At 69.3% G+C, this 21,151-nt stretch carries 20 protein-coding genes; 11 read left to right on the top strand and 9 right to left on the bottom strand.

Annotated features, from left to right (window positions below):
* Positions 1–9: 9 nt before the first annotated feature.
* Positions 10–810 carry an intradiol ring-cleavage dioxygenase gene (locus ACAM52_RS02185; RefSeq protein ID WP_369645993.1) on the bottom strand — a complete coding sequence of 267 codons (801 nt, stop codon included), beginning with the start codon at positions 808–810 and terminating at the stop codon, positions 10–12.
* Positions 800–1,072, bottom strand: a complete 273-nt coding sequence (locus ACAM52_RS02180; protein WP_369645992.1) for a hypothetical protein — start codon at positions 1,070–1,072, stop codon at positions 800–802. The genes ACAM52_RS02185 and ACAM52_RS02180 overlap by 11 nt, the downstream gene beginning before the upstream one ends.
* Before the next feature lie 157 nt (positions 1,073–1,229).
* Between ACAM52_RS02180 and ACAM52_RS02175 the strand changes: the two genes are divergently transcribed.
* Complete coding sequence (locus tag ACAM52_RS02175) at positions 1,230–2,813, top strand: ATP-binding protein (protein WP_369645991.1); 1,584 nt, start codon at positions 1,230–1,232, stop codon at positions 2,811–2,813.
* Positions 2,810–3,499 carry a response regulator gene (locus ACAM52_RS02170; protein WP_354342463.1) on the top strand — a complete coding sequence of 230 codons (690 nt, stop codon included), beginning with the start codon at positions 2,810–2,812 and terminating at the stop codon, positions 3,497–3,499. The genes ACAM52_RS02175 and ACAM52_RS02170 overlap by 4 nt, the downstream gene beginning before the upstream one ends.
* Before the next feature lie 9 nt (positions 3,500–3,508).
* Here the strand turns inward: ACAM52_RS02170 and ACAM52_RS02165 are convergent, their stop codons facing one another.
* The gene (locus ACAM52_RS02165; RefSeq protein WP_159273091.1) at positions 3,509–4,339 is read right to left on the bottom strand and encodes an AraC family transcriptional regulator; all 831 of its coding nucleotides are present in this window, start codon (positions 4,337–4,339) and stop codon (positions 3,509–3,511) included.
* A 102-nt stretch (positions 4,340–4,441) separates the two neighbouring features.
* On the opposite strand from ACAM52_RS02165, the gene ACAM52_RS02160 reads away from it, so the two are divergent.
* Together ACAM52_RS02160 and ACAM52_RS02155 are read left to right on the top strand one after the other, a co-directional pair.
* Complete coding sequence (locus ACAM52_RS02160) at positions 4,442–5,428, top strand: Bug family tripartite tricarboxylate transporter substrate binding protein (protein WP_369645990.1); 987 nt, start codon at positions 4,442–4,444, stop codon at positions 5,426–5,428.
* Between the two features lie 2 nt (positions 5,429–5,430).
* On the top strand, positions 5,431–6,756 hold the full coding sequence (locus ACAM52_RS02155; RefSeq protein ID WP_369645989.1) for a PhzF family phenazine biosynthesis isomerase: 1,326 nt from the start codon (positions 5,431–5,433) through the stop codon (positions 6,754–6,756).
* On the opposite strand, the gene ACAM52_RS02150 is transcribed toward ACAM52_RS02155, so the two are convergent.
* Both ACAM52_RS02150 and ACAM52_RS02145 read right to left on the bottom strand, forming a co-directional pair.
* Positions 6,753–7,490, bottom strand: coding sequence for a TetR family transcriptional regulator C-terminal domain-containing protein (locus ACAM52_RS02150; protein ID WP_369645988.1), 738 nt, complete (start codon positions 7,488–7,490; stop codon positions 6,753–6,755). The genes ACAM52_RS02155 and ACAM52_RS02150 overlap by 4 nt on opposite strands.
* Positions 7,487–8,938, bottom strand: coding sequence for a PLP-dependent aminotransferase family protein (locus ACAM52_RS02145; protein ID WP_369645987.1), 1,452 nt, complete (start codon positions 8,936–8,938; stop codon positions 7,487–7,489). The genes ACAM52_RS02150 and ACAM52_RS02145 overlap by 4 nt, the downstream gene beginning before the upstream one ends.
* A gap of 263 nt (positions 8,939–9,201) precedes the next feature.
* On the opposite strand from ACAM52_RS02145, the gene ACAM52_RS02140 reads away from it, so the two are divergent.
* The 5 genes from ACAM52_RS02140 to ACAM52_RS02120 all read left to right on the top strand — a co-directional run bounded on the left by ACAM52_RS02140 (position 9,202) and on the right by ACAM52_RS02120 (position 16,312).
* The gene (locus ACAM52_RS02140; protein WP_369645986.1) at positions 9,202–10,560 is read left to right on the top strand and encodes an NAD(P)-dependent oxidoreductase; all 1,359 of its coding nucleotides are present in this window, start codon (positions 9,202–9,204) and stop codon (positions 10,558–10,560) included.
* 70 nt (positions 10,561–10,630) lie between these two features.
* Positions 10,631–11,941: an NAD-dependent dihydropyrimidine dehydrogenase subunit PreA gene (gene preA, locus ACAM52_RS02135; RefSeq protein ID WP_369645985.1), complete on the top strand. Its 1,311-nt coding sequence runs from the start codon at positions 10,631–10,633 to the stop codon at positions 11,939–11,941.
* A 124-nt stretch (positions 11,942–12,065) separates the two neighbouring features.
* Positions 12,066–13,571, top strand: a complete 1,506-nt coding sequence (locus ACAM52_RS02130; protein ID WP_369629908.1) for an NCS1 family nucleobase:cation symporter-1 — start codon at positions 12,066–12,068, stop codon at positions 13,569–13,571.
* Between the two features lie 26 nt (positions 13,572–13,597).
* A complete protein-coding gene (gene hydA, locus ACAM52_RS02125; RefSeq protein WP_369645984.1) occupies positions 13,598–15,037 on the top strand; it encodes a dihydropyrimidinase in 1,440 nt (479 codons plus the stop codon).
* 18 nt (positions 15,038–15,055) lie between these two features.
* Positions 15,056–16,312 carry a Zn-dependent hydrolase gene (locus ACAM52_RS02120; RefSeq protein WP_369645983.1) on the top strand — a complete coding sequence of 419 codons (1,257 nt, stop codon included), beginning with the start codon at positions 15,056–15,058 and terminating at the stop codon, positions 16,310–16,312.
* A 22-nt stretch (positions 16,313–16,334) separates the two neighbouring features.
* Here the strand turns inward: ACAM52_RS02120 and ACAM52_RS02115 are convergent, their stop codons facing one another.
* The 4 genes from ACAM52_RS02115 to ycaC all read right to left on the bottom strand — a co-directional run bounded on the left by ACAM52_RS02115 (position 16,335) and on the right by ycaC (position 19,663).
* Positions 16,335–17,552, bottom strand: a complete 1,218-nt coding sequence (locus ACAM52_RS02115) for an acyl-CoA dehydrogenase family protein (protein ID WP_369645982.1) — start codon at positions 17,550–17,552, stop codon at positions 16,335–16,337.
* Positions 17,553–17,649: 97 nt separating this feature from the next.
* Positions 17,650–18,246, bottom strand: a complete 597-nt coding sequence (locus ACAM52_RS02110; protein WP_369645981.1) for an NADPH-dependent FMN reductase — start codon at positions 18,244–18,246, stop codon at positions 17,650–17,652.
* A 93-nt stretch (positions 18,247–18,339) separates the two neighbouring features.
* Positions 18,340–19,029, bottom strand: coding sequence for an isochorismatase family protein (locus ACAM52_RS02105; RefSeq protein WP_369645980.1), 690 nt, complete (start codon positions 19,027–19,029; stop codon positions 18,340–18,342).
* Positions 19,030–19,036: 7 nt separating this feature from the next.
* The gene (gene ycaC, locus ACAM52_RS02100) at positions 19,037–19,663 is read right to left on the bottom strand and encodes an isochorismate family cysteine hydrolase YcaC (RefSeq protein WP_062479957.1); all 627 of its coding nucleotides are present in this window, start codon (positions 19,661–19,663) and stop codon (positions 19,037–19,039) included.
* 244 nt (positions 19,664–19,907) lie between these two features.
* On the opposite strand from ycaC, the gene ACAM52_RS02095 reads away from it, so the two are divergent.
* Both ACAM52_RS02095 and ACAM52_RS02090 read left to right on the top strand, forming a co-directional pair.
* Positions 19,908–20,243: a hypothetical protein gene (locus tag ACAM52_RS02095; RefSeq protein ID WP_062479977.1), complete on the top strand. Its 336-nt coding sequence runs from the start codon at positions 19,908–19,910 to the stop codon at positions 20,241–20,243.
* Positions 20,244–20,423: 180 nt separating this feature from the next.
* Complete coding sequence (locus ACAM52_RS02090; protein WP_062479959.1) at positions 20,424–21,122, top strand: Bax inhibitor-1/YccA family protein; 699 nt, start codon at positions 20,424–20,426, stop codon at positions 21,120–21,122.
* Positions 21,123–21,151 lie beyond the last annotated feature (29 nt).

Genomic DNA, 21,151 nt, shown 5'->3' with positions numbered 1-21,151 from the left:
CAACACCGCTCAGCCTTCCGTGCGCGGCGGCACCAGCGCGCGGATGCGGGCAAGGCCCTCGGGCGTGCGCGGCCGCATCGGCCGCACGCCGCCCACTGGTGCCGGCCCTGTGCGGGGCTGCGGCGGGCGCTCGGTCACCGGGCGCGCGGCGGGGTCGACCACCAGCGTGAGCAGCGCGACGTAGCGCCGGCCCTCCTCGCGCACCGCGCCCAGCACCGTGTCGCCGGCCCGCAGCGCGATGCCGTCGGCGCTGTTGAGCGTGTCGCGCAGCCGCGCCCGCTGGTAGCTGGAGACCTGCGTGTAGAGGAACTCGCTGAGCGCATCGGGCAGGAAGAACTGCGTCGTGAGCACGGCGCGCTCGCGGTGGTGCACCTTGACGTGGATGTGCGTGGTGCGTCCCGTGTACCAGCCCGGGTAGAGCGTGGCGAACACGGCCTGGCCGTCGCGGTCGGTGCGCTGGCTGCCGCGCAGGAAGGCCTGGCCTTCGAAGCCGCGCGTGCGGTCGTCGCCCTGCCCGCCGAAGCCCGAGTAGTTGCCCTGCGCGTCGCAGTGCCACAGGTCGGTGCGCAGGCCGTGCAATGGCCACCCGGCGGCATCGAGCACGCGCAGGCGCACATCGAGCGGCACGCCCTCGCGGCCGTCGGTCAGGTCGGTGCGGAAGTTCGCGAGGTCCAGGTAGTACGGGCCCTCGGTGGTCTGGGCGGTCAGCGGGAGCTTCTGCGCTGCGGCGGCCTCGGGGGCGGACGCGGCCAGCCCGGCCGCGCCCATCGCAGCCAGCAGGCCCCGGCGCCCGATCGCTTCACCGGCCATGGGCAGCCTCCTGCTTTCTGGCAGGCGCTTGCGCGCCCGAGGCCCGCGCCTCGGCCCAGACCACGAGCAGCGTCCACACATGCGCGACGCCCCAGAACAGCGCCGCCAGCAGGAACAGCAGCAGGTCGATGTCGGTGTCGCCCGGGGGCGTGGACGGCGGCGCGGCGTGCCCCGGCGGGGCCCAGGCGAGCGCGGCGGCGGCCAGTGCGCGGAAGGCGGAGGTGGGAGGGGCGCGGTGCGTGTCCGGTGTCATGGCGGGCATCGTGCGATCCGAATCGGGAGAAATGTGGGAGAGGCACGCAAAGACGCGTCTCCCAGATTCCTCCCCAATCGGGCGCCATGATCGGCGGCTTGCCCATGCCATCCCCGCCCCCGAAACGCATGCCGCAGAATGCGGCCATGCCTCCGCCGCCGAGCCCATGCCGCGCCTGACCCTCTCCCGCAAGATCTTCCTGGCCCTGGCCGCCCTGCTGATCGTGCTGCTGCTGAGCTTCGTGGGCTTCTCGATCGTCGCGCTGCAACGGGGCCTGGGCGCCTACGTGGCCGAGATCGAGATCCGCCGCATGGACTGGCTCTCGCAGCTCCTGCTGAAGCACTACACCGCCAACGGCGACTGGAAGAAGCTGCGCGACAACGACGACGCCTGGCACCGCCTGCAGCTTGGTCAGTCGGCGATGGTGATCGACGGCGCCGCCACGCCCGACGACCGGCGGCTGCCGCCCTGGTACGAGCGCCGTGCGCCCGGCACACAGGGCGACGGCGCGCCGCAGGCAGAACCGTCCAGCGGGCTCTCGCCCACCGCCTCGCCCACGCCGCCGCAGCTCGACCTGCTGCCCCGCCGCTTCCTGATGCCGCCCCCGGGTTTCTTCCCCGGCCTGGCCGGCCCGCCCGACTCGATCTTTCGCCGCCTCGCCGTGCTCGACGCCCACGGCGCGCTCGTGGTCGGCGCGACCATCGACCCGGAGAACACCGCGCGCCGGCCGATCCGCCACGGGCGAACCGTCGTCGGCTACCTCGCGCTCGCGCCGATGCAGGGCCTGGAGAGCGAGGCCGACCGCGCCTTTCTCGCCCGGCAGTCCGGCGTGATCGCGCTCACCGGGCTGTGCGGCCTGGCCTTTGCGCTGGTGCTGTCGTGGCTGCTGGCGCGCCGCTGGTTCCAGCCGATCGACGCGCTCACGCAGGCCGCGCAGGACGTGGCGCGCGGGCGGCTCTCGACGCGCGTCGCGGTCCACGGCTCGGACGAGCTCGCGCTGCTGGGCAAGACCTTCAACGACATGGCGCAGCGCCTGGACACGGCCGAGGCCTCGCGCCGCGCCTGGCTGGCCGATGCGGCGCACGAGCTGCGCACGCCGCTGGCCGCCATGCGCGCGGAGATCGAAGCCCTTCAGGACGGCGTGCGCACCTTCGACGAACGCACCGCGCTGCGCATGCACCGGCAGGTGATCCGCCTCGGCCAGCTGGTCGACGATCTGCGCAGCAGCATGCGCGAGCCCCAGAGCGACCTGCTGAAGGCGCCGGTGTACCCGCTGTCGCTGCTGAAGGAGGCGCTCGACCACACGCGCGACCGCTTCGCGCAGCGCGGCATCGCGCTCGACCGCGACGCCCTCGACCGCATCGCCGCCTCGGCCCAGCCGGTGATCGACGGCGACGCGCACCGGCTGCACCAGGTCTTCATGAACCTGCTGGAGAACACGCTGGCCTACACCGACGCCGGCGGCCAGTTGCGCATCGGCGTGACCGTCGAAGGCGCCTGGACCGGCAATTGCCTCACGCTGGTGTTCGACGACAGCGCGCCGGGCGTGCCCGAGGAAGAAATTCCGCGCCTCTTCGACCGCCTGTTCCGCGGCGAGACCTCGCGCAGCCGCGCGCTGGGCGGCTCGGGCCTGGGCCTGTCGATCTGCCGCGCGACCCTCGAGGCGCACGGCGGCAGCATCGAGGCGGCGCCTTCGCCGCTGGGCGGCCTACGCATGACGATCACCCTGCCCCTGGCGGCTTCCGCATGACACGCATCGTGATCGTCGAAGACGAACTCGACATCGCCTCCGTGGTGCAGGACTACCTGCGCCACGCCGGCTACGACACCGAACATTTCGCCGACGGGCAGAGCGCACTCGAACGCATCGTCGCCGCACCGCCCGACCTCACGCTGCTCGACATCATGCTGCCGCGCCTCGATGGCATCGAGGTGCTGCGCCGCGCGCGGGAGCACACGGCGCATCCGATCATCATGCTCACCGCGCGCATCGAGGAGGTCGACCGCCTGCTGGGCCTGGAGCTGGGCGCCGACGACTACGTGTGCAAGCCCTTCTCGCCGCGCGAGCTGGTGGCACGCGTGCGCGCCGTGCTGCGTCGCACTGCGCCGGCACCGGCCTTGGCGGCGCCGGGCGATGCACCGGGCCTCGTGCTCGACGACGTGCACTGGCGCGCCTCGCTCGACGGCACGCCGCTGAACCTCACGCGCCGCGAGTTCGGGCTGCTGCAGGTGCTGTCGCGACACCCGGGCCGCATCTTCTCGCGCGCCCGTCTGCTGGAGCTGGCCTACGACGACACGGTGGACGTGACCGAGCGCGCCATCGACAGCCACGTGAAGAACCTGCGCCGCAAGCTCGGCGCGGTGACGCCCGCGCACGACTGGATTCGGTCGGTGTATGGCGTGGGCTTCGCGTGGGAAGCGCCGCCGCCGGCCTGAGCGACCAGGCTAGTTTTGTCGAGGGGCTGCCGCGCGAATTTGCGTCGCCGTCTTCGCCCAGGTCTTCTCCAGCATCCGCGAAAGATAGGACGCCGACTCCCAGCCGACCTGCAACGCGATGGACAGCACCGAGTCCCGCGTGGTCTGCAGCAGGTACACGGCCCGCTCGATGCGCTGGCGCTGCAGGAACTCCAGCGGCGAGATGCCGTGCTTCGCGCGGAAGATCCGCTCCACCTGCCGGCGCGACAGCCGGTGCTGTTGCGCGAAGGCGTCGAGCGACAGGGGTTGCGCCAGATCGCGCAGCATCGTTTCGGCCAGCAGCTCGGCCACCCACAGCGCCGGCGAGGCGTCGCCCTCCGACAACGGGTTGGCGCTCAGGCGCGCGGCCTCCATCACGAGCGCGCCGCACAGCACGTAGTTCTCGCTGTCGCCCGCGCGGGTCGATTCGAACATCCGCTGCGACAGGGCGCCCAGCGCGGTGCTGCCCGCGCGCATGCCTTGCGGGGGCCGCACGACGCCCTGCGCCTGCAAGGCCGTGGCCCACAGCGCCGGATCGACGTAGACCGCGACATGGCTCTGGCCGGCGGTGAGCGTGGTCGTCGAATGCGCGCTGCCCGCCGCGAACCAGACGAAGTGGCCGGGCCCGAGGCGCTGCGCCTCGCCCTGCGCATCGCCCACGCTGAAGCGGCCTGCGATGGGCACGAACAGCATGTCGCAATCGTGCACGTGCGCGTCGGTGGCGTAGTGGTCGCGGGTGTTGGCAACCATCGTCGCCTGGTGAGACAGCCGTTCGACGAACAGCGATTGGCGGGGCGGCGGGTGGCTGGAAGTCAGTGGCATGGCCATTCCTTGTCGCATTCGAAGCCGCGCATGTCGCAATCGGGCGCACGCGTTGGCGCGCGCTCCACAGAATCGGAAGGACCACTCCTGCAAGAAGACCCCATGACTACTCAACCTCTGCGCCGCGCGCTCCTGGGCCTGGCCGCCGCCGGTGCCCTGTACGGGCCGACCGCCTCGTGGCCGGCCTCCGATCCGGCCTACCCGGTGAAGCCGATCACCATCATCGTACCCTTCCCCGCCGGCGGCGGAACGGACGTGATCTTCCGTTCGGTGCAGCTGCGGCTGCAGGCTGCGCTCGGTGTGTCGGTCATCATCGACAACCGCTCGGGCGCGGGCGGCACCGTGGGCACGGGCTTCGGCGCGAAGGCGAACCCCGACGGCTACACGCTGGTGGCCAGCACCACGACCACCATCGCCTCGGCCGATGCGGTGTACCCCAAGCTCCCGTACGACCCCCTCAAGGACCTGGTGCCGATCGGCACCATCGGCACCACGCCTTTCGTGCTGGTGGTCACGCCCGCGCTGGCGGCGCGCACGGTGAAGGACTTCGTCGGCTACGCCAAGGCCAACCCGCAGGCGCTCAACTACGGCAGCATCGGCAACGGCAGCCTGAGCCACCTGGCGGGCGAACTGTTCAAGCAGCGCACCGGCATCGAGATGACGCACGTGCCCTACCGCGGTGCCGCGCCCGCGCAGGCCGACCTGATGGCAGGCCAGATCCAGGCGCTGTTCGACAACCCGCCCGCGTTGCTGGCGCAGGTGCGCGGCGGCCGCATACGGGCGCTGGCCATCAGTGAACCGTCGGCGGGTTTCGCCGACCTGCCGACTTTCGAGGCAGCCGGCATCAAGGACTTCAAGCCGCAGCTCTGGTATGGCCTGATGGCACCGGCCGCCACGCCGCAGCCGGTGGTGCAGCGCCTGCGCGCCGCGCTCGACACCGCGATGAAAGACCCGGCCCTGCGCGCCGACATGCTGGCCAAGGGCGTGACGCCGTGGAGCGTGCGGCCCGAGGTGTTCGAGGAACAGATCCGCGGCGACATCAAGCTCTGGGGCGGCATTGCGCGCTCGGTCAACGCGAGGGCTGATTGACGATGGCTGCGATTTTTTCTGCGCCCGGTTGCCGGAACATCCGCGTGTTCGTCGGCCCCGATCCATCCGTCGGCGGCAACCCCGCGCCCGTCTGGCTCGATGCCGACGCGCTCTCCACCGCACAGATGCAGGAGCACACCCGGCTCAGCGGCCATGAGTCCGTCTTCGTGCTGAAGCCGACCACACCGGCGCACCGGCTGCGCATGCGCTACTTCGTGCCCAAGCACGAGATGGAAATGTGCGGCCACGCCACGGTCGGCGCGCTGTGGCTGCTGCACCGGCGCGGCGAATGGGACGGTGCGCCGATCGCGATCGAAACGCTCAGCGGCACCGTCACGGGCCGGCGCGTCGATGGCACGGTGCAGATCAGCCAGCCGCGCGCCACGGTGGAAGAGGTGACGCAACAGCGGCTGGTCGAAGACATCGCGCAGTGCCTGGGCATCGAGGTCGGGCAGATCGTGGGGCCGGTGCTCAACGCCGCCACCAGCCGGGTCAAGACGCTGGTTCGCCTGGCCGACACCGCGCAGTTGCACGCCTTGCGCGTCGACTTCGCACGCGTCGAATCGCTGTGCGAACGTCTGGGGTCCACCGGGCTGTATCCCTATGCCATGTCACGGGACGAGACCGACACGGTCAGCGCACGGCAATTTCCCAAATCTTCCGGCTACCCGGAAGACGCCGCCACGGGCATCGCCGCCGCCGCGCTGGCCTGGGGCCTGCGCCACCTTGGGCTGGTCGGCCACGAGGCGCTGTCGGTGACCGTGCGGCAGGGAGAAGCAATGGGTTCGCCCTCCGCGATCCACGTGGGATTGCCATGGGATGCGAACACGCAGGAAGGCTGCTGGGTCGGCGGCGAGGCCTGCGATGCGCAACCCGAAGACTTTCTGCTCGACCGGCTGTGCCCGCCGGAAGTGGCGCGGGCCAAGCCATCGGGTACTTACGCCACATTCGCGAGGGCCGGCAGTCTGCTGCACACGAGCGGCGTGGTGGCGCGCGAGAACGGCCAGGTGATCACAGGCCGGCTCGAAGGCCCCGACGATGTGCCGCGCGGCCAGCGGGCCGCAGTGGCGGCTGTCGGCGCCCTGCTGCGCGCGGCACAGGACGAGTTCGGCAGCCTCTCGCGCGTCGTTCGCGTCGTGGCACTGAACGGCTACCTCCAGGCTTGCGGCGACTTCAAGGACCACGCCCAGGTGATGGACGCGGCCTCTGCGGCCCTTCAACGGATCTTCCCCGATGCCCCACTGCCGGTTCGCACCACCGTGGGCGTCGCGTCACTGCCTCGCGGTGGCGTGGTCGAGGTGTCGATGGTGCTCGAGACGCGCGACTAGGCCCGCTCCTTCCCGGCTTTTTCCACGGGAGGCAGCGCAGCGTGCCCGCTCGTCACCACCGCCGAGGTGGCGGGCCGCTTCAGCCCCAGCGCGCCTTCGAGCATCCGCAGGATGGTCTCGCGGGCCAGGTCGAAATCCGCCGGCTCCAGCGCCTGCTTGCCCAGCAGCATGCGCATCTGCCAGGCGAAGTCGGCGTAGGTCTGCGTCATGGCCCACAGCGTGAACAGCAGGTGCGGCACCGGCAGCGGCGCCACGTCGCCGTTCGCCATCCAGCGGTTCAGCACGGCCGCTTCGGCGCGGAAGGCCGGCACCAGCTTGGCCTCGATGTCGTCGGCGCATTGCGGCGCCTGCGAAATGATTTCCTGCGCGAACAGCCGCGAGCCCGAAGGGTGGTCGTACGAGAACTGCAGCTTCTGCGTGACGTAGCGCTCCAGCGCGGCATGCGGGTCGAGGTCGGCGTCGGCCAGGCTGTTGAGGTTCGACAGCCACGAGTCGAGCACGTCGTTGAACACGCGGCTGTACAGGGCCTTCTTCGAGGGGAAGTAGTACAGCAGGCTCTGCTTGGAGATGCCCGCGTCGGCCGCGATGTCGTCGACCGACACGCCGCCGTAGCCGTGCAGCGCGAATCGCTCCTGCGCCACCGCGAGGATGGCGCTCTCGAGGTTCTGGCGGCGGGCCTGGCGCTTCACGGCGGGAGGACGCACCGCAGTTCGCAGGGGGGGCGCAGCACTCATGGATTCTTCATCCGCGCCAGGAAGCGCACCAGTCGCTCGTCGCCGCAGTGCGCGACGTTGAAGCGATACCAGGCAAAGGGCTGCGGCATGTCGCCGAAATCGGTCGCGGCCGCGAGCGGCAAGCCCTGCTTGCGCGCCTCCTGCAGCACCGCATCACCCGATGGACGAGGCTCGCTGCCGGGCGGCCAGCCTGCGCAGAGAAAGGGACCGCCATCGGGCACGCACAGCGCCTGCAGGCCCGCGCCGGTCAACAGCGACAGCGTGCGCTCACCGGCGATCTTCAGCGCGGTGTTGAGCTTCTGCAGGAAGCGCGGATAGCCGGCATCGGCCAGCACCTCGCAGGCGACGCGCTCCTCGAACTCGCTCGGCCCGAGCGTGGTGTGCAGGCAGCGCAAGGCCGCATCGTCGACCCAATGCTGCGGCAGCAGCACATGTGCAAGCCGCAGCTTGGCCGAGAGCGTGGTCGACACGCCACCGACCTGCGCCACGCGCTGCAGCCCGTCCATCGCGGCAAGGCTGGGCGCCTGCAACGGCGAGAGCCCGCGCCAGGTGTCGAGCTCGATCACGCGCAGGTCGTGCCGCTCGGCCGCCTGCAGCGCCTGGTGCGCGCCCTGCGGGCTCATGCAGATGCCCAGCGGATTGGAAACTGCCGTCGACAGGAACAGCAGGCGCTGCCGGCTTGCCGCAGGCAACATCGCAGCATGGCTGTCGAGCGCGGCGATGTCGAGGCAGCCGCCGCGCCGTGGCACTTCGAGCATGCGACGGCCCAGCGTGCGGATCAGTCTGCGCAGCTGGCGCGGTGCGGGCGACTCGACCAGCACCGCGTCGCCGGGCTCGGTCCAGGCCTGCAGCAAACACATCGTGGCGCCCAGGCTGCCCGCTGCCGTCATGACCTGCTGCGGGCCGAGCGCGGGCAGCTCGGCGCGATGGCGCGCGGCGATCAGCTCGCGCAGGCGCGGCAGGCCGAAACCCTGGCGCGTGCCGCTGTCCCATTCGGGGGCCGAGCGCGCCACGCGGCGCATGGCTTCGCGCACCAGGTCATCGCCCCGGTATTCGGCGGGTGGCGGGCGGTCGTGGGCCGTGGCGGTGTCGGCAACGCAGTGCGCTGCATCGGAGTCGTCGAGCGTGGCGCGTGACGGCCGATGCAGCACGTAGTAGCCGCTGCCCGGCCGCGAGGCCAGCACCGAGCGCGCACGCAACGCGCTGTACGACTCGGTGACGGTGAAGGTGCTGATGCCCAGCTTGCCGGCCAGCGCGCGCACCGAAGGCATCTTGGTGCCGGGTGCCAGGCGCCCGTCGATGACGCGCAGCTCGACGCCCACCACCAGCCGCTGCGCCAGCCCGAGGCCGGGCGCGGCCTCGTCCATTTCGCCCATCAGGCCCTGCATCCAACCGGCACCGGCCTGCGCCGGCTGGCGCAGCGCCGACGCGTTGCTTGAACTCTGCATCACCGGGGCTCCTTCGAAACACATGTGGTCAGCCTGGACAGGGTTTGCCCTTGGGAACTGTGCTGGGCACTGCACCAAACAGCACGGTCCGCGGCGGCAAACACTTTCTTGTGCGCCGCGCCAACTGTGTATGGGCGGCACCCCTCGTTTGCTGAATCATCGCGACATTCGACCACTTGGTCAAACTTCATGAGGGCTCGATCCCTCATGTCGCACACGGATCCCCACCACGACCTGGAGCCCCGAAGCCCATGAGCAGCACGATGAATCCCGTCGCTCCCACCGCACACCTGGCATCGGATGTGCGCGCGGGCCGCCTCAACCCCGAGCAGTACGCCAGGAACTTCTGCGACGCCCACCCGCCGCTGAACGTGGTGCAGGCCAACATCGAGGCCGAGCGCTGCTACTACTGCTTCGACGCGCCCTGCCAGACGGCCTGCCCCACCGGCATCGACATTCCGACCTTCATCCGCCGCATTGCCGACGGCAACCTGCGCGGCGCGGCGCGCACCATCCTCGAAGAGAACCCGCTGGGCGGCATGTGCGCCCGGGTCTGTCCGACCGAGGTGCTGTGCGAACAGGCCTGCGTGCGCAACAGCAACGAGAGCAAGCCGGTCGAAATCGGTCTGCTGCAGCGCCATGCGACTGACGCCTTCTTCGATGCGCCCGGCGCACCGCTCTTCGTTCGCGCGGCCGACACGCGCAAGCGCATTGCCGTCGTCGGCGCGGGCCCGGCGGGCCTGGCCTGCGCGCACCGCCTCGCGGTGCTGGGCCACCAGGTGGCGCTGTTCGACGCGCGCCCCAAGCTCGGCGGCCTGAACGAATACGGCCTGGCCAGCTACAAGACGGTGGACGGCTTTGCACAGCGCGAGATCGAATGGCTGCTGTCGGTCGGCGGCATCGAGGTGCGCAACAACCAGGCACTGGGCCGCGAGCTGCACCTGGATGCGCTCGCCGCCGACTACGACGCGGTGTTCCTGGGCCTGGGCCTGGCGGGCGTGAACACGCTGGGCCTGGGCGAGCAGACCGGTGTGCGCGACGCGGTGGACTTCATCGCCGAACTGCGCCAAGCCGCCTCACCGGCCGACGTGGCCATCGGCCGCCACGTGGTAGTGATCGGCGGTGGCATGACCGCCGTGGATGCGGCCGTGCAGTCGCGCAAGCTCGGCGCGGAAGACGTGAGCATCGTCTACCGGCGCGGCGCGGACGCTATGGGTGCCTCGGTCGACGAGCAGAGCTGGGCCAAGGAGAACGGCGTGCGCATCATCCACTGGGCCGCGCCCAAGGCCCTGCGCGCCAAGGGCGGCGTGCTGCGCGGCATCGACTTCGCGCGCACCGCGCTGGTCGACGGCAAGCTGATCGAGACCGGCGAAGCGCTCGCGCTGCAGGCCGACATGGTGCTGTGCGCCATCGGCCAGAGCTTTGTCGCGACGGCGCTGGAAGACAGCGGCGTGCAGCTGCAAGGCGGGCGCATCAGCACCGATGCCGAGTGCCGCAGCTCGCTCCCGAAGGTCTGGGCCGGCGGCGACGCGCGCTTCGGCGGGCGCGACCTCACGGTCGAGGCGGTGGAAGACGGCAAGCAGGCCGCGCTGTCCATCGACCGCCACCTGCGCGCGGCCTGACGCGACAGCGCCCTCCCTTCCCTTCACTCCATTCATCCGTGCGCGCCGCGGCGCGACAGGAGCAATTCACATGGCAGACCTGAGCATCGACTTCGTGGGCATCCGCAGCCCCAACCCTTTCTGGCTGGCCTCGGCGCCACCGACCGACAAGGAGATCAACGTGGTCCGCGCCTTCGAGGCCGGCTGGGGCGGCGTGGTCTGGAAGACCGTGGGCGAAGACCCGAACGTGGTCAACGTCCACGGCCCGCGCTATGCCGTGTCGTATGCGGCCGACCGCCGCGTGACGGGCTTCAACAACATCGAGCTGATTTCCGACCGGCCGCTGCGCACCAACCTCGAAGAGATGACGCGCGTGAAGCGCAACTGGCCCGACCGCGCGCTGGTGGCGTCGATCATGGTGCCGTGCACCGAAGAGTCCTGGAAGAACATCCTGCCCATGGTCGAGGACACCGGCTGCGACGGGATCGAGCTGAACTTCGGCTGCCCGCACGGCATGAGCGAACGCGGCATGGGCGCGGCCGTGGGCCAGGTGCCCGAGTACATCCAGATGGTGGCCGAGTGGTGCAAGCACTATTCAAAGCTGCCGGTGATCGTGAAGCTCACGCCCAACGTGGCCGACATCCGGCCCGCCGCGCGCGCCGCGAAGAAAGGCGGCGCCGACGCGGTGAGCCTCATCAACACCATCAACTCGATCATGGGCGTCGACCTCGATGCCATGGCGATGTTTCCGCACACCGACGGCAAGGGCTCGCACGGCGGCTACTGCGGCCCCGGCGCCAAGCCGATCGCGCTGCACATGGTGGCCGAGATCGCACGCGACCCGCAGACCGCCGGCCTGCCGATCTCGGGCATCGGCGGCGTCTCGACCTGGCGCGACGCGGCCGAGTTCATCGCGCTGGGCAGCGGCTCGGTGCAGGTGTGCACCGCTGCCATGGTCTACGGCTTCAAGATCGTGCAGGACCTGTGCGACGGCCTCTCCAACTTCATGGACCAGAAGGGCTACGCCAACCTGGAACAACTGCGCGGCCGTGCGGTCGGCAGCATCACCGACTGGCAGCAGCTCAACCTGAACCACGTCGACAAGGCCGTGATCCACCAGGACCTGTGCATCCAGTGCGGCCGTTGCCATGTGGTGTGCGAAGACACCTCGCACCAGGCCATCAGCGCCACCAAGGACGGCATGCGCTTCTTCGAGGTGAAGGAAGAAGAGTGCGTCGGCTGCAACCTGTGCGTGTCGATCTGCCCGGTGCCCGGCGCGCTGTCGATGCGCACGCTGAAGGCCGGTGAGACGGACGCGCGCACCGGCCACCCGGTGGTCGGCCACTACGCCAACTGGACCACGCACCCCAACAACCCGATGCGCACCGGCAGCCCCGCCTGAACGGGATATCGAACAAGCGAGTGAGTGAGCAAGTGAATGACCAAGCCCGGCGCAGACCGGGCGGCGGCGGGAGGGGAACGACCACACGGCCAGAAGCACGACACACGTGCAGGAGAAAACCCACATGACGACCCCACAGCACGGCGGCGCACCCGCCGCAAACCTCTGGAACGAGGACCTGGCGCCCACCACGCTGGCGCAGCGAACGTGGCGCTGGTACCACTTCGCCGCACTCTGGGTGGGCATGGTGATGTGCATCCCCGCCTACATGCTGGCGGCCAGCCTGATCGAAGGCGGCATGTCGTGGGGACAGGCGGTGCTGACCGTGTTCCTCGGCAACGCCATCGTGCTGGTGCCGATGCTGCTCATCGGCCACGCCGGCGCGAAGTACGGCATTCCGTATGCGGTGATGGCGCGCGCCTCGTTCGGCACGCGCGGAGCGCGGCTCCCCGCCTTGCTGCGCGCCATCGTGGCCTGCGGCTGGTACGGCATCCAGACCTGGTTCGGCGGCCAGATGATCTACACGCTCGTCGGCGTGCTCATGGGCCAGCCGCTGGGCGGCGACAAGCTGCCAATGCTCGGCATCAACGGCGCGCAGCTGGTGTGCTTTTTGATCTTCTGGGCGATCCAGCTGTACTTCGTGGTGCACGGCATCGAGTCGATCCGCCGGCTCGAGACCTACACCGCGCCGCTGAAGATCATCGTGTGCGTCGCCCTGCTCTACTGGGCCGTGCAGCGTGCGGGCGGCCTGGGCCCGATCTTCGACCAGCCTTCGCAGTTCGAGGCCGGGGGCAAGAAGGCCGGCATGTTCTGGGCGGTGTTCTGGCCGTCGCTCACGGCCATGGTCGGCTTCTGGGCCACGCTGGCGCTGAACATTCCCGACTTCACGCGCTTCTCGCGCTCGCAGCGCGACCAGGTGGTGGGCCAGGTGATCGGCCTGCCCGCGCCCATGGGCCTGCTCGCGATGATGGCCGTGATGGTCACCTCGGCCACTGTGGTCATCTACGGCAAGGCGCTGTGGGACCCGGTGGACCTGGCCAGCCGCATGACCGGCGCCGCGGTGCTGCTCGCGCTCATCATCCTGCTGATCGACACGGTGAGCGTGAACCTGGCGGCCAACCTGGTGGGCCCGGCCTACGACTTCTCTGCCCTCAACCCGAAGAAGATCTCGTACCGCACGGGCGGCTACATCACGGCCGGCATCGCCATCGTGATGATGCCGTGGAAGGTGCTGGAGACCACGCAGGGCTACATCTTCACCTGGCTCATCGGCTACTCGGCGCTGCTGGGGCCGGTGGCCGGCATCCTGATTGCCGACTACTACCTCATCCGCCGCAAGGAGCTGGACGTCGATGCGCTCTATCGCGAGAACGGCGCTTACAGCTACGGCAACGGCTGGAACATGGCGGCCATCGTCGCTTTCATCGTCGGCGTGCTGCCGAACATCCCCGGCTTCCTGAACGCCGCCTTTCCGTCGGCCGTGCCGTCGATGCCCGAGTTCTTCAAGACGATCTACACCTACGCCTGGTTTGTCGGCGTGGTGCTGTCGGCCGTGGTCTACATGGGGCTGATGAAGGCGCGCGCGCCGCAGCTTCAGGGCCTGGTCCCGCCCCTCAAGAACCCCAGCTGAAGCAAGAAAGAAAAGGAACCCACGCCATGACCGTACTCATTCGCGGCGGCACGGTGGTCAACGCCGATGCCGAGCACCGTGCCGACGTGCTCTGCCAGGGGGACAAGATCCTCCAGGTCGGCACCGACCTGCAGGTGCCGGCCGGCGCCGAGGTGATCGACGCCGGCGGCGCCTACGTGATGCCCGGCGGCATCGACCCGCACACCCACATGCAGCTGCCCTTCATGGGCACCGTGGCGGCCGACGACTTCTTCAGCGGCACGGCGGCCGGCCTGGCCGGCGGCACCACCAGCATCATCGACTTCGTGATTCCCGACCCGCAGCAGTCGCTGATGGACGCCTTTCGCATGTGGCGCGGCTGGGCCGAGAAATCCGCCGGCGACTACAGCTTTCATGTGGCCGTGACCTGGTGGAACGACAGCGTGCACAAGGACATGGGGACGCTGGTGCACGAGCACGGCGTGAACAGCTTCAAGCACTTCATGGCCTACAAGAACGCGATCATGGCCGACGACGAGATCCTGGTGAAGAGCTTCCAGCGCTCGTTGGAACTCGGCGCCATGCCCACGGTGCATGCGGAGAACGGTGAGCTGGTCGCGATGCTTCAACAGCAGTTGCTGGCACAGGGCATTCGCGGCCCCGAGGGGCATCCGCTGTCACGCCCGCCGATGGTCGAGGCCGAGGCGGCCAATCGCGCCATCGCCATCGCCGACGTGCTGGGCGTGCCGATCTACGTGGTGCACGTGTCGTGCGGCGAAGCACTCGACGCCATCACCCGCGCCCGCGCGCGCGGCCAGCGCGTGTACGGCGAAGTGCTGGCCGGCCACCTCGTGGTCGACGAGAGCGCCTACCGCGACCCCGACTTCGCGCGCGCCGCCGCCCACGTGATGAGCCCGCCCTTCCGCTCGCGCGAGAACCAGGCCATGCTGTGGCGCGGCCTGCAGGGCGGCAACCTGCACACCACGGCGACCGACCACTGCACCTTCTGCGCCGAGCAGAAGGCCGCCGGCCGCGACGACTTCACGAAGATTCCCAACGGCTGCGGCGGCGTCGAAGAGCGCATGGCCGTGCTGTGGGATGCGGGCGTCAACGCCGGCCGGCTCACGCCGTCGGAGTTCGTGCGTGTCACCTCGACCAACGCGGCGCAGCTGTTCAACCTGTACCCGCGCAAGGGCGTGATCCAGCCCGGCGCCGACGCCGACATCGTGGTCTGGGACCCGAAGGCCACCAAGACGCTGTCGGTGAAGACGCAGCATTCGAAGAGCGACTTCAACATCTTCGAAGGCCGCGAAGTGACGGGTGTGCCCAGGCACACGGTGAGCGCCGGCCGCTGGGTCTGGCGCGACGGCGACCTGCGCGCCGAGCCAGGCACCGGCCGCTACCTCAAGCGCCCACCCTTCGCGCCGATGTTCACCGCACTCGAACGCTTCAAGCAGCAGCACGCGCCCACGGCCGTGGCGCGCTGAACCCCCAAGGAGTCATACATGAATGCAGCAGTGGACACGCAGGTGCTGACGATCAACGGCGAGCGCCTGTGGAACTCGCTGATGGAGCTGGCACGCATCGGCGCCACCCCCAAGGGCGGCGTCAAGCGGCTGGCGCTGACCGACCTTGACAAACAGGGCCGCGACCTCGTGGTGTCGTGGGGCAAGGCGGCCGGCCTGCGCATCACGGTCGACAAGATCGGCAACGTCTTCATGCGCCGCGAAGGCACCAACCCCGCGCTGCCGCCCATCGTGTCGGGCAGCCACATCGACACGCAACCCACCGGCGGCAAGTTCGACGGCAACTACGGCGTGCTGTCGGCACTGGAAGTGGTGCGCACGCTGAACGACCAGGGCATTCGCACCGAAGCGCCCATCGAGGTCGCGTTCTGGACCAACGAGGAAGGCTCGCGCTTCGTGCCGGTGATGATGGGCTCGGGCGTGTTCTGCGGCGCCTTCAGCCTGGAACACGCCTACGCCGCGAAGGACACCGAGGGCAAGACGGTGCGCGACGAGCTGGCGCGCATCGGCTACATCGGCGACCAGACGCCGGGCGACCACCCCATCGGCGCCTACTTCGAGGCGCACATCGAGCAGGGGCCGGTGCTTGAAGATGCGGACAAGGTCATCGGCGTGGTGCCGGCGGTGCTCGGCCTCTCGTGGTACGACTGCGTCGTCACCGGCATGGAGGCGCACGCGGGCCCCACGCCGATGCACCTGCGCCGCGACGCGCTGCAGGTGGCGACGCGGATCATGCAGGAGGTGGTGGCCATCGGCCTGCGCTACCCGCCCTACGGACGCGGCACGGTCGGCATGGTGCAGGTGCACCCGAACAGCCGCAACGTGATTCCGGGCGAGGTGAAGTTCTCGGTCGACCTGCGCAACGTGAGCGGCGAATTGCTCGACCGCATGCACAGCGAGATCCTCGCCTGCGTCGAACGCACCGGCCGTGAGACCGGGTTGGGCGTGACGATCGAGCGCGTGTCGTACTTTCCGCCCTGCCCGTTTCACCCGGATTGCGTGGATGCGGTGCGCCGCGCGACCGAACGGCTCGGCTACTCGACCATGGACGTGGTGTCCGGCGCGGGCCACGACGCGATCTATGCCGCGCGGCTGGCACCGGCCGGCATGATCTTCGTGCCCTGCAAGGACGGCATCAGCCACAACGAGATCGAGGACGCGCAGCCCGACCACCTCACGGCCGGCTGCAACGTCTTGCTGCACGCCATGCTGGAGCGCGCGAAACGCGTCGACTGACGCGCTCGCGGCGGCGCTTCCGTTACTGGTACGCCGCCAGCTCCTGCTTGGCGATCGCGTTGCGGTGCACCTCGTCGGGGCCGTCGGCCACGCGCAGGTGGCGCTCGTAGGCGTAGAAGTGCGTGAGCAGCGTGTCCTGGCTCAAGCCCATGGCGCCGAAGGCCTGCATGGCCCAGTCGATCACCTTCACGCAGTTGTTGGGCGTGAGCACCTTGATCATGGCGATCTCCTTGGCCGCCACCTTGTTGCCCACGGTGTCCATGCGGTAGGCCGCATTCAGCACCATCCAGCGCGACTGCTCGATGAGCATGCGCGACTCGGCAATGCGCTCGCGCCACACGCCCTGCTCCGACAGCGGCTTGTGGAAGGCGGTGCGCGACACCAAGCGCTGGCACATCATCTCGAGCGCAGCTTCGGCCATGCCGATGGCGCGCATGCAGTGGTGGATGCGGCCCGGGCCGAGGCGGCCCTGCGCGATCTCGAAGCCGCGGCCCTCGCCCAGCAGGATGTTCTCGACCGGCACGCGCACGTTGTCGAACACGATCTCGGGGTGGCCGAAGGGCGGGTCGTACATGCCCAGCAGCTGCATGTCGCGCACGATGGTGATGCCCGGCGTGTTCTTGGGCACGAGCACCATCGACTGCTGCTTGTGGCGGTCGGCGTTGTCGGGGTCGGTCTTGCCCATCAGCACGAAGATCTCGCAGCGCTCGTTCATGGCGCCGGTGATGTACCACTTGCGCCCGTTGATGACGTACTCGTCACCCTCGCGGCGGATGCTGCAGCGGATGTTGGTGGCGTCGCTCGAAGCCACCTCGGGCTCGGTCATGGCGAACGACGAGCGGATCTCGCCGGCCAGCAGCGGCGTGAGCCAGCGTTCCTGCTGGGCCTTGGTGCCGTAGCGCGCCAGCACTTCCATGTTGCCGGTGTCGGGCGCGGAGCAGTTGAAGATTTCCGCGCACCAGTAGCGCCGGCCCATGATCTCGCACAGCGGCGCGTACTCGACATTGCTCAGGCCCGGGCCGTGTTCCGACTCGGGCAGGAACAGGTTCCACAGGCCGCGCTCGCGCGCCTTGGCCTTGAGGCCGGCCATCATCGGCAGCTCGGCATACGGGCGGCCGGCGCGGGCGTTGGCGGCCAGCTCTTCCTCGCGTCGCTTTTCGTTCGGGTAGACGTGCTCGTCCATGAACTTGAGCAGCTCGGCGCGCAGCGCGAGCACCCGGGGCGTGAATTCGAATTGCATGTCGTCTCGTCCTTCTTCCAATGTGCGGTCGAAGATACGTCGCGATGCGGATCGGGACGGTCGTTCGCGCGACAGCACGAACACCGCCCTGTGTGGGTCAGCGCGGCGTCGGCAGCGCGGTCGCGAGCGCGGCCAGCGCCGCCACCACCTTCTGCACCGACTGCGCGGCGCGCGCGTCCTTCAGCGCACCGTCGGCATCGAAGGCCTCGTTCGCGCGCCCGAGCGCGAACTGCTGCGGCGCCACCAGCATGGCGAAGGCCATCTGCAGGTACTGGCGCAGGAAGTTCATCGAGCGCAGCGCGCCCAGCGGTCCGGGCGAGGCCGACAGCAGCGCGGCCGGCTTGTTGGCCGTGGCGGCCAGCCCGCCTGCATGGCCCTCGCCGGGCGGAATGCGCGAGAGCCAGCTGAAGACGTTGATGACCAGCGGCGTGGGAAAGCCGTTGTACTCGGGCGTGACGATCAGCACGCCGTCGCTCGCCGCGATGGCGCTGCGCAGTTCGTGCGCGCCGGCCGGCACGCCCGAGGCAGCCTCGAGGTCGCCGTCGTACACGGGCAGCGCCAGCGCGCGCAGGTCCATCTCCGTCACCTGCAGGCCCGCCGCGCGCGCGGTGGCCGCGGCCACGGCCGCCAGCCGGCGGTTGAGCGAGCCGTCGCGGGCGCTGCCGGGAATGATCAGGATGCGGGGACTGTCCATGCGGGGCTCCTTGCCGTGCGTTGAAAGAAGAAGGAAAGCCGCGCCACACGTTTCGCGTGCGGCGCGGCGTTCGTCAGTGTCGCATCGAGGCGATCAGCTGCGCTGCGAATCCAGCTGCTCGCTGTTCGTCACGACCTCCTGCGCCTTCATGTAGCTCTCGATCAGCAGCTGGTAGGGCGGGAACACGGCGCTGTAGGCCTCGGCCCATTGCGCGGCATCGTCGCGGTGCCAGGTCTTCTGCACTTCGGAGCACACGCCCGCGGTGTCGATCGGCACCACGCCGGCCTGCACCACGCGCGCCAGCGTGATCTCCTGCGCCATCTTCGAGTACGTGCCCGAGGCGTCGATCACCGCGAACACGCGGTAGCCCTCATGCACCGCCGCGATGCTCGGGAAGGCCATGCACACGCTGGTGATGGTGCCCGCGATGATCAGCGTGCCGCGGCCCGTGGCCTTCACTGCCGCCACGAACTCGGGGTTGTCCCAGGCGTTGATCTCGCCCTTGCGCGCCACGTACTGCGCATGCGGCGCGTACTTGTGCACTTCGGGAATCAGCGGCCCGTTCGGCCCCTGCGGCACCGAGGCGGTGGTGATGACCGGGATCTTCGCCAGCGTCGCGACCTTGGCCAGCGTGGTGACGTTGGAGCGCAGCTCGGTCATCGGCATGTCCTTCACGGTCTGGAACAGCCCGCTCTGGTGGTCGATGAGCAGCATCACGGCGTCGTCGGGATCGATGACGGGCTTGGCGCCGTTGAAGTTGGCGACGGTGTTCGGTGTGGTCATGGGGTGCTCACTTTCCCTGGGTCAGCTGGGTGTAGCTGGTGATGAGGTTGCGGTAGTCGGGGATGTGGTTGGAGAACAGCGTGCCCAGGCCCTCGATGTCGTTGCGCCAATCGCGGTGCAGCTCGCAGGCCACGCCGAACCAGGACATCAGCTGCGCGCCGGCGGCCGACATGCGGTCCCATGCGGCCTGGCGCGTCACGTCGTTGAAGGTGCCCGACGCATCGGTGACGACGAACACGTCGAAGCCCTCGGCCAGCGCCGACAGCGCCGGGAAAGCCACGCAGACCTCGGTGACCACGCCGGCGATCAGCAGCTGCTTCTTGCCCGTGGCCTTCACGGCCTTGACGAAGTCCTCGTTGTCCCAGGCATTGATCTGGCCGGGGCGCGGGATGTAGGGCGCGTCGGGAAACTGGGCCTTCAGCTCGGGCACCAGCGGGCCGTTGGGGCCGTTCTCGAAGCTGGTGGTCAGCACCGTGGGCAGCTTGAAGTAGCTGGCGATGTCGGCCAGGGCCAGCACGTTGTTCTTGAACTTGTCGGGGTCGATGTCGCGCACCAGCGAGAGCAGGCCGGTCTGGTGGTCGACCAGCAGCACGGCGACATCGTTCTTGTCGAGACGGGTGTAAGGCTTGGACATGAGAGGCTTCCTTTGCGAGGTTGAATGCCGGGGAAAAATGGCCCCCGATGCATGTCCGTCAGCGTAAAAGCACACCCGAAAGTCCGGTAGTCGGCGAAATTTGCCTGCAGCGTTCCACCCGATGGACGATGGCAACACCCGTGCGCCGTGGTCGGATGAATTCGCGCCCGCCGGAGCCGATCCGTGGCGGCGGGTAAAATACCCCTACATGTCCCGCTGGTTTGCCGCTACCGTCCTCGCTTTCATGCTGTCCTGCTACGGCTTCGCCGTGCTCGCGCACGGGCTGGTCGGCGGCCACCATGTGACGTCGTCGTCCGGCGAACGCCAGACCGTCGCGACGCTCGCCGCCTCGCTGGCCGATGGCGGCGACAAGGACATCGGCAAGACATCGTCCGAAGACCCGTCCGCCATGGACGAAGCCGGCTCCGAGCACGCCGAACTGGTCGATGCGCGTCCCCACGCACGCAACCTGCTGGTGCTGTCCGCGCAACCGCCGCGGCTGGGCTCCACCTCGGTGCTCTCGCCGCTGCTCGACCGGCCCAAGCGGCCACCCCGGCCCCACGCCCTCCTCGCCGCCTGAGGCCGCGCGGCGGCGAGCGAACGCCTGAGGACTGAAACAGTCCGGGCGTTTGCGCTCATCCGATCCGGCCCGTCGCCTGTTTAGCGCGACGCCCCTGCCCCTTCTTTTCAGCCGTTCGACGGCCCCGCCGCACGTGTCATGCGACCCGTCCGGCCCTCTCTCTTTTTTCAGGATTTTTCGATGAACTCCAGCCAATCGGCCTACCCCTCCAGCTTCGGCGCACCGTTGGCCTCGGTCCAGGAACGCAACCGCGTTCTGCGCAACACCTACTGGCTGCTCGCGCTGTCGATGGTGCCCACCGTGCTGGGCGCCTGGCTCGGCGTGGCCACCGGCCTCACGCGCGCCATGTCGCCGGGCATCGGCATCATGGTGTTCCTCGGCGGCGCCTTCGGCTTCATGTACGCCATCGAGAAGACCAAGAACTCCGCCGCCGGCGTGCCCGTGCTGCTGGCCTTCACCTTCTTCATGGGTCTGATGCTGTCGCGCCTGGTCGGCAGCGTGCTCGGCCTGTCCAACGGCGCCAGCCTGGTGATGACCGCCTTCGCCGGCACCGGCGGCATCTTCCTGGGCATGGCCATGCTCTCGACGGTCATCAAGCGCGACATCTCGGCCATGGGCAAATGGCTCTTCGTGGGCGCCATCGGCCTGCTCGTAGTGGGCATCGCCAACGTTTTCATCCAGTCGAGCGCGCTGATGATGACGCTGTCGGTCGCCGCCATCGGCATCTTCTCGGCCTTCATCCTGCACGACCTGAAGCGCGTGAAGGACGGCCTGGAAACCAACTACATCTCGGCCACGCTGGGCGTGTACCTGAGCCTCTACAACGTGTTCCAGTCGCTGCTGGCCCTGCTGGGCATCGCCGGCGGCCGCGACGAGTAAGCGCACACAGAACGACAAGCAAGGAAGGA

It is taken from the genome of Variovorax sp. V118 (genome assembly GCF_041154445.1).
GTDB lineage: Bacteria > Pseudomonadota > Gammaproteobacteria > Burkholderiales > Burkholderiaceae_C > Variovorax > Variovorax boronicumulans.
Note: the sequence above shows the minus strand (reverse complement) of the source record. Positions and strands in the feature narration are given on the sequence as shown.

Coding starts and splice junctions, on each gene's coding strand:
- ACAM52_RS02185 (WP_369645993.1), bottom strand. CDS start 810: ATGGCCGGTGAAGCGATCGGGCGCCGGGGCCTGCTGGCTGCGATGGGC.
- ACAM52_RS02180 (WP_369645992.1), bottom strand. CDS start 1,072: ATGCCCGCCATGACACCGGACACGCACCGCGCCCCTCCCACCTCCGCC.
- ACAM52_RS02175 (WP_369645991.1), top strand. CDS start 1,230: ATGCCGCGCCTGACCCTCTCCCGCAAGATCTTCCTGGCCCTGGCCGCC.
- ACAM52_RS02170 (WP_354342463.1), top strand. CDS start 2,810: ATGACACGCATCGTGATCGTCGAAGACGAACTCGACATCGCCTCCGTG.
- ACAM52_RS02165 (WP_159273091.1), bottom strand. CDS start 4,339: ATGCCACTGACTTCCAGCCACCCGCCGCCCCGCCAATCGCTGTTCGTC.
- ACAM52_RS02160 (WP_369645990.1), top strand. CDS start 4,442: ATGACTACTCAACCTCTGCGCCGCGCGCTCCTGGGCCTGGCCGCCGCC.
- ACAM52_RS02155 (WP_369645989.1), top strand. CDS start 5,431: ATGGCTGCGATTTTTTCTGCGCCCGGTTGCCGGAACATCCGCGTGTTC.
- ACAM52_RS02150 (WP_369645988.1), bottom strand. CDS start 7,490: ATGAGTGCTGCGCCCCCCCTGCGAACTGCGGTGCGTCCTCCCGCCGTG.
- ACAM52_RS02145 (WP_369645987.1), bottom strand. CDS start 8,938: ATGCAGAGTTCAAGCAACGCGTCGGCGCTGCGCCAGCCGGCGCAGGCC.
- ACAM52_RS02140 (WP_369645986.1), top strand. CDS start 9,202: ATGAATCCCGTCGCTCCCACCGCACACCTGGCATCGGATGTGCGCGCG.
- preA (WP_369645985.1), top strand. CDS start 10,631: ATGGCAGACCTGAGCATCGACTTCGTGGGCATCCGCAGCCCCAACCCT.
- ACAM52_RS02130 (WP_369629908.1), top strand. CDS start 12,066: ATGACGACCCCACAGCACGGCGGCGCACCCGCCGCAAACCTCTGGAAC.
- hydA (WP_369645984.1), top strand. CDS start 13,598: ATGACCGTACTCATTCGCGGCGGCACGGTGGTCAACGCCGATGCCGAG.
- ACAM52_RS02120 (WP_369645983.1), top strand. CDS start 15,056: ATGAATGCAGCAGTGGACACGCAGGTGCTGACGATCAACGGCGAGCGC.
- ACAM52_RS02115 (WP_369645982.1), bottom strand. CDS start 17,552: ATGCAATTCGAATTCACGCCCCGGGTGCTCGCGCTGCGCGCCGAGCTG.
- ACAM52_RS02110 (WP_369645981.1), bottom strand. CDS start 18,246: ATGGACAGTCCCCGCATCCTGATCATTCCCGGCAGCGCCCGCGACGGC.
- ACAM52_RS02105 (WP_369645980.1), bottom strand. CDS start 19,029: ATGACCACACCGAACACCGTCGCCAACTTCAACGGCGCCAAGCCCGTC.
- ycaC (WP_062479957.1), bottom strand. CDS start 19,663: ATGTCCAAGCCTTACACCCGTCTCGACAAGAACGATGTCGCCGTGCTG.
- ACAM52_RS02095 (WP_062479977.1), top strand. CDS start 19,908: ATGCTGTCCTGCTACGGCTTCGCCGTGCTCGCGCACGGGCTGGTCGGC.
- ACAM52_RS02090 (WP_062479959.1), top strand. CDS start 20,424: ATGAACTCCAGCCAATCGGCCTACCCCTCCAGCTTCGGCGCACCGTTG.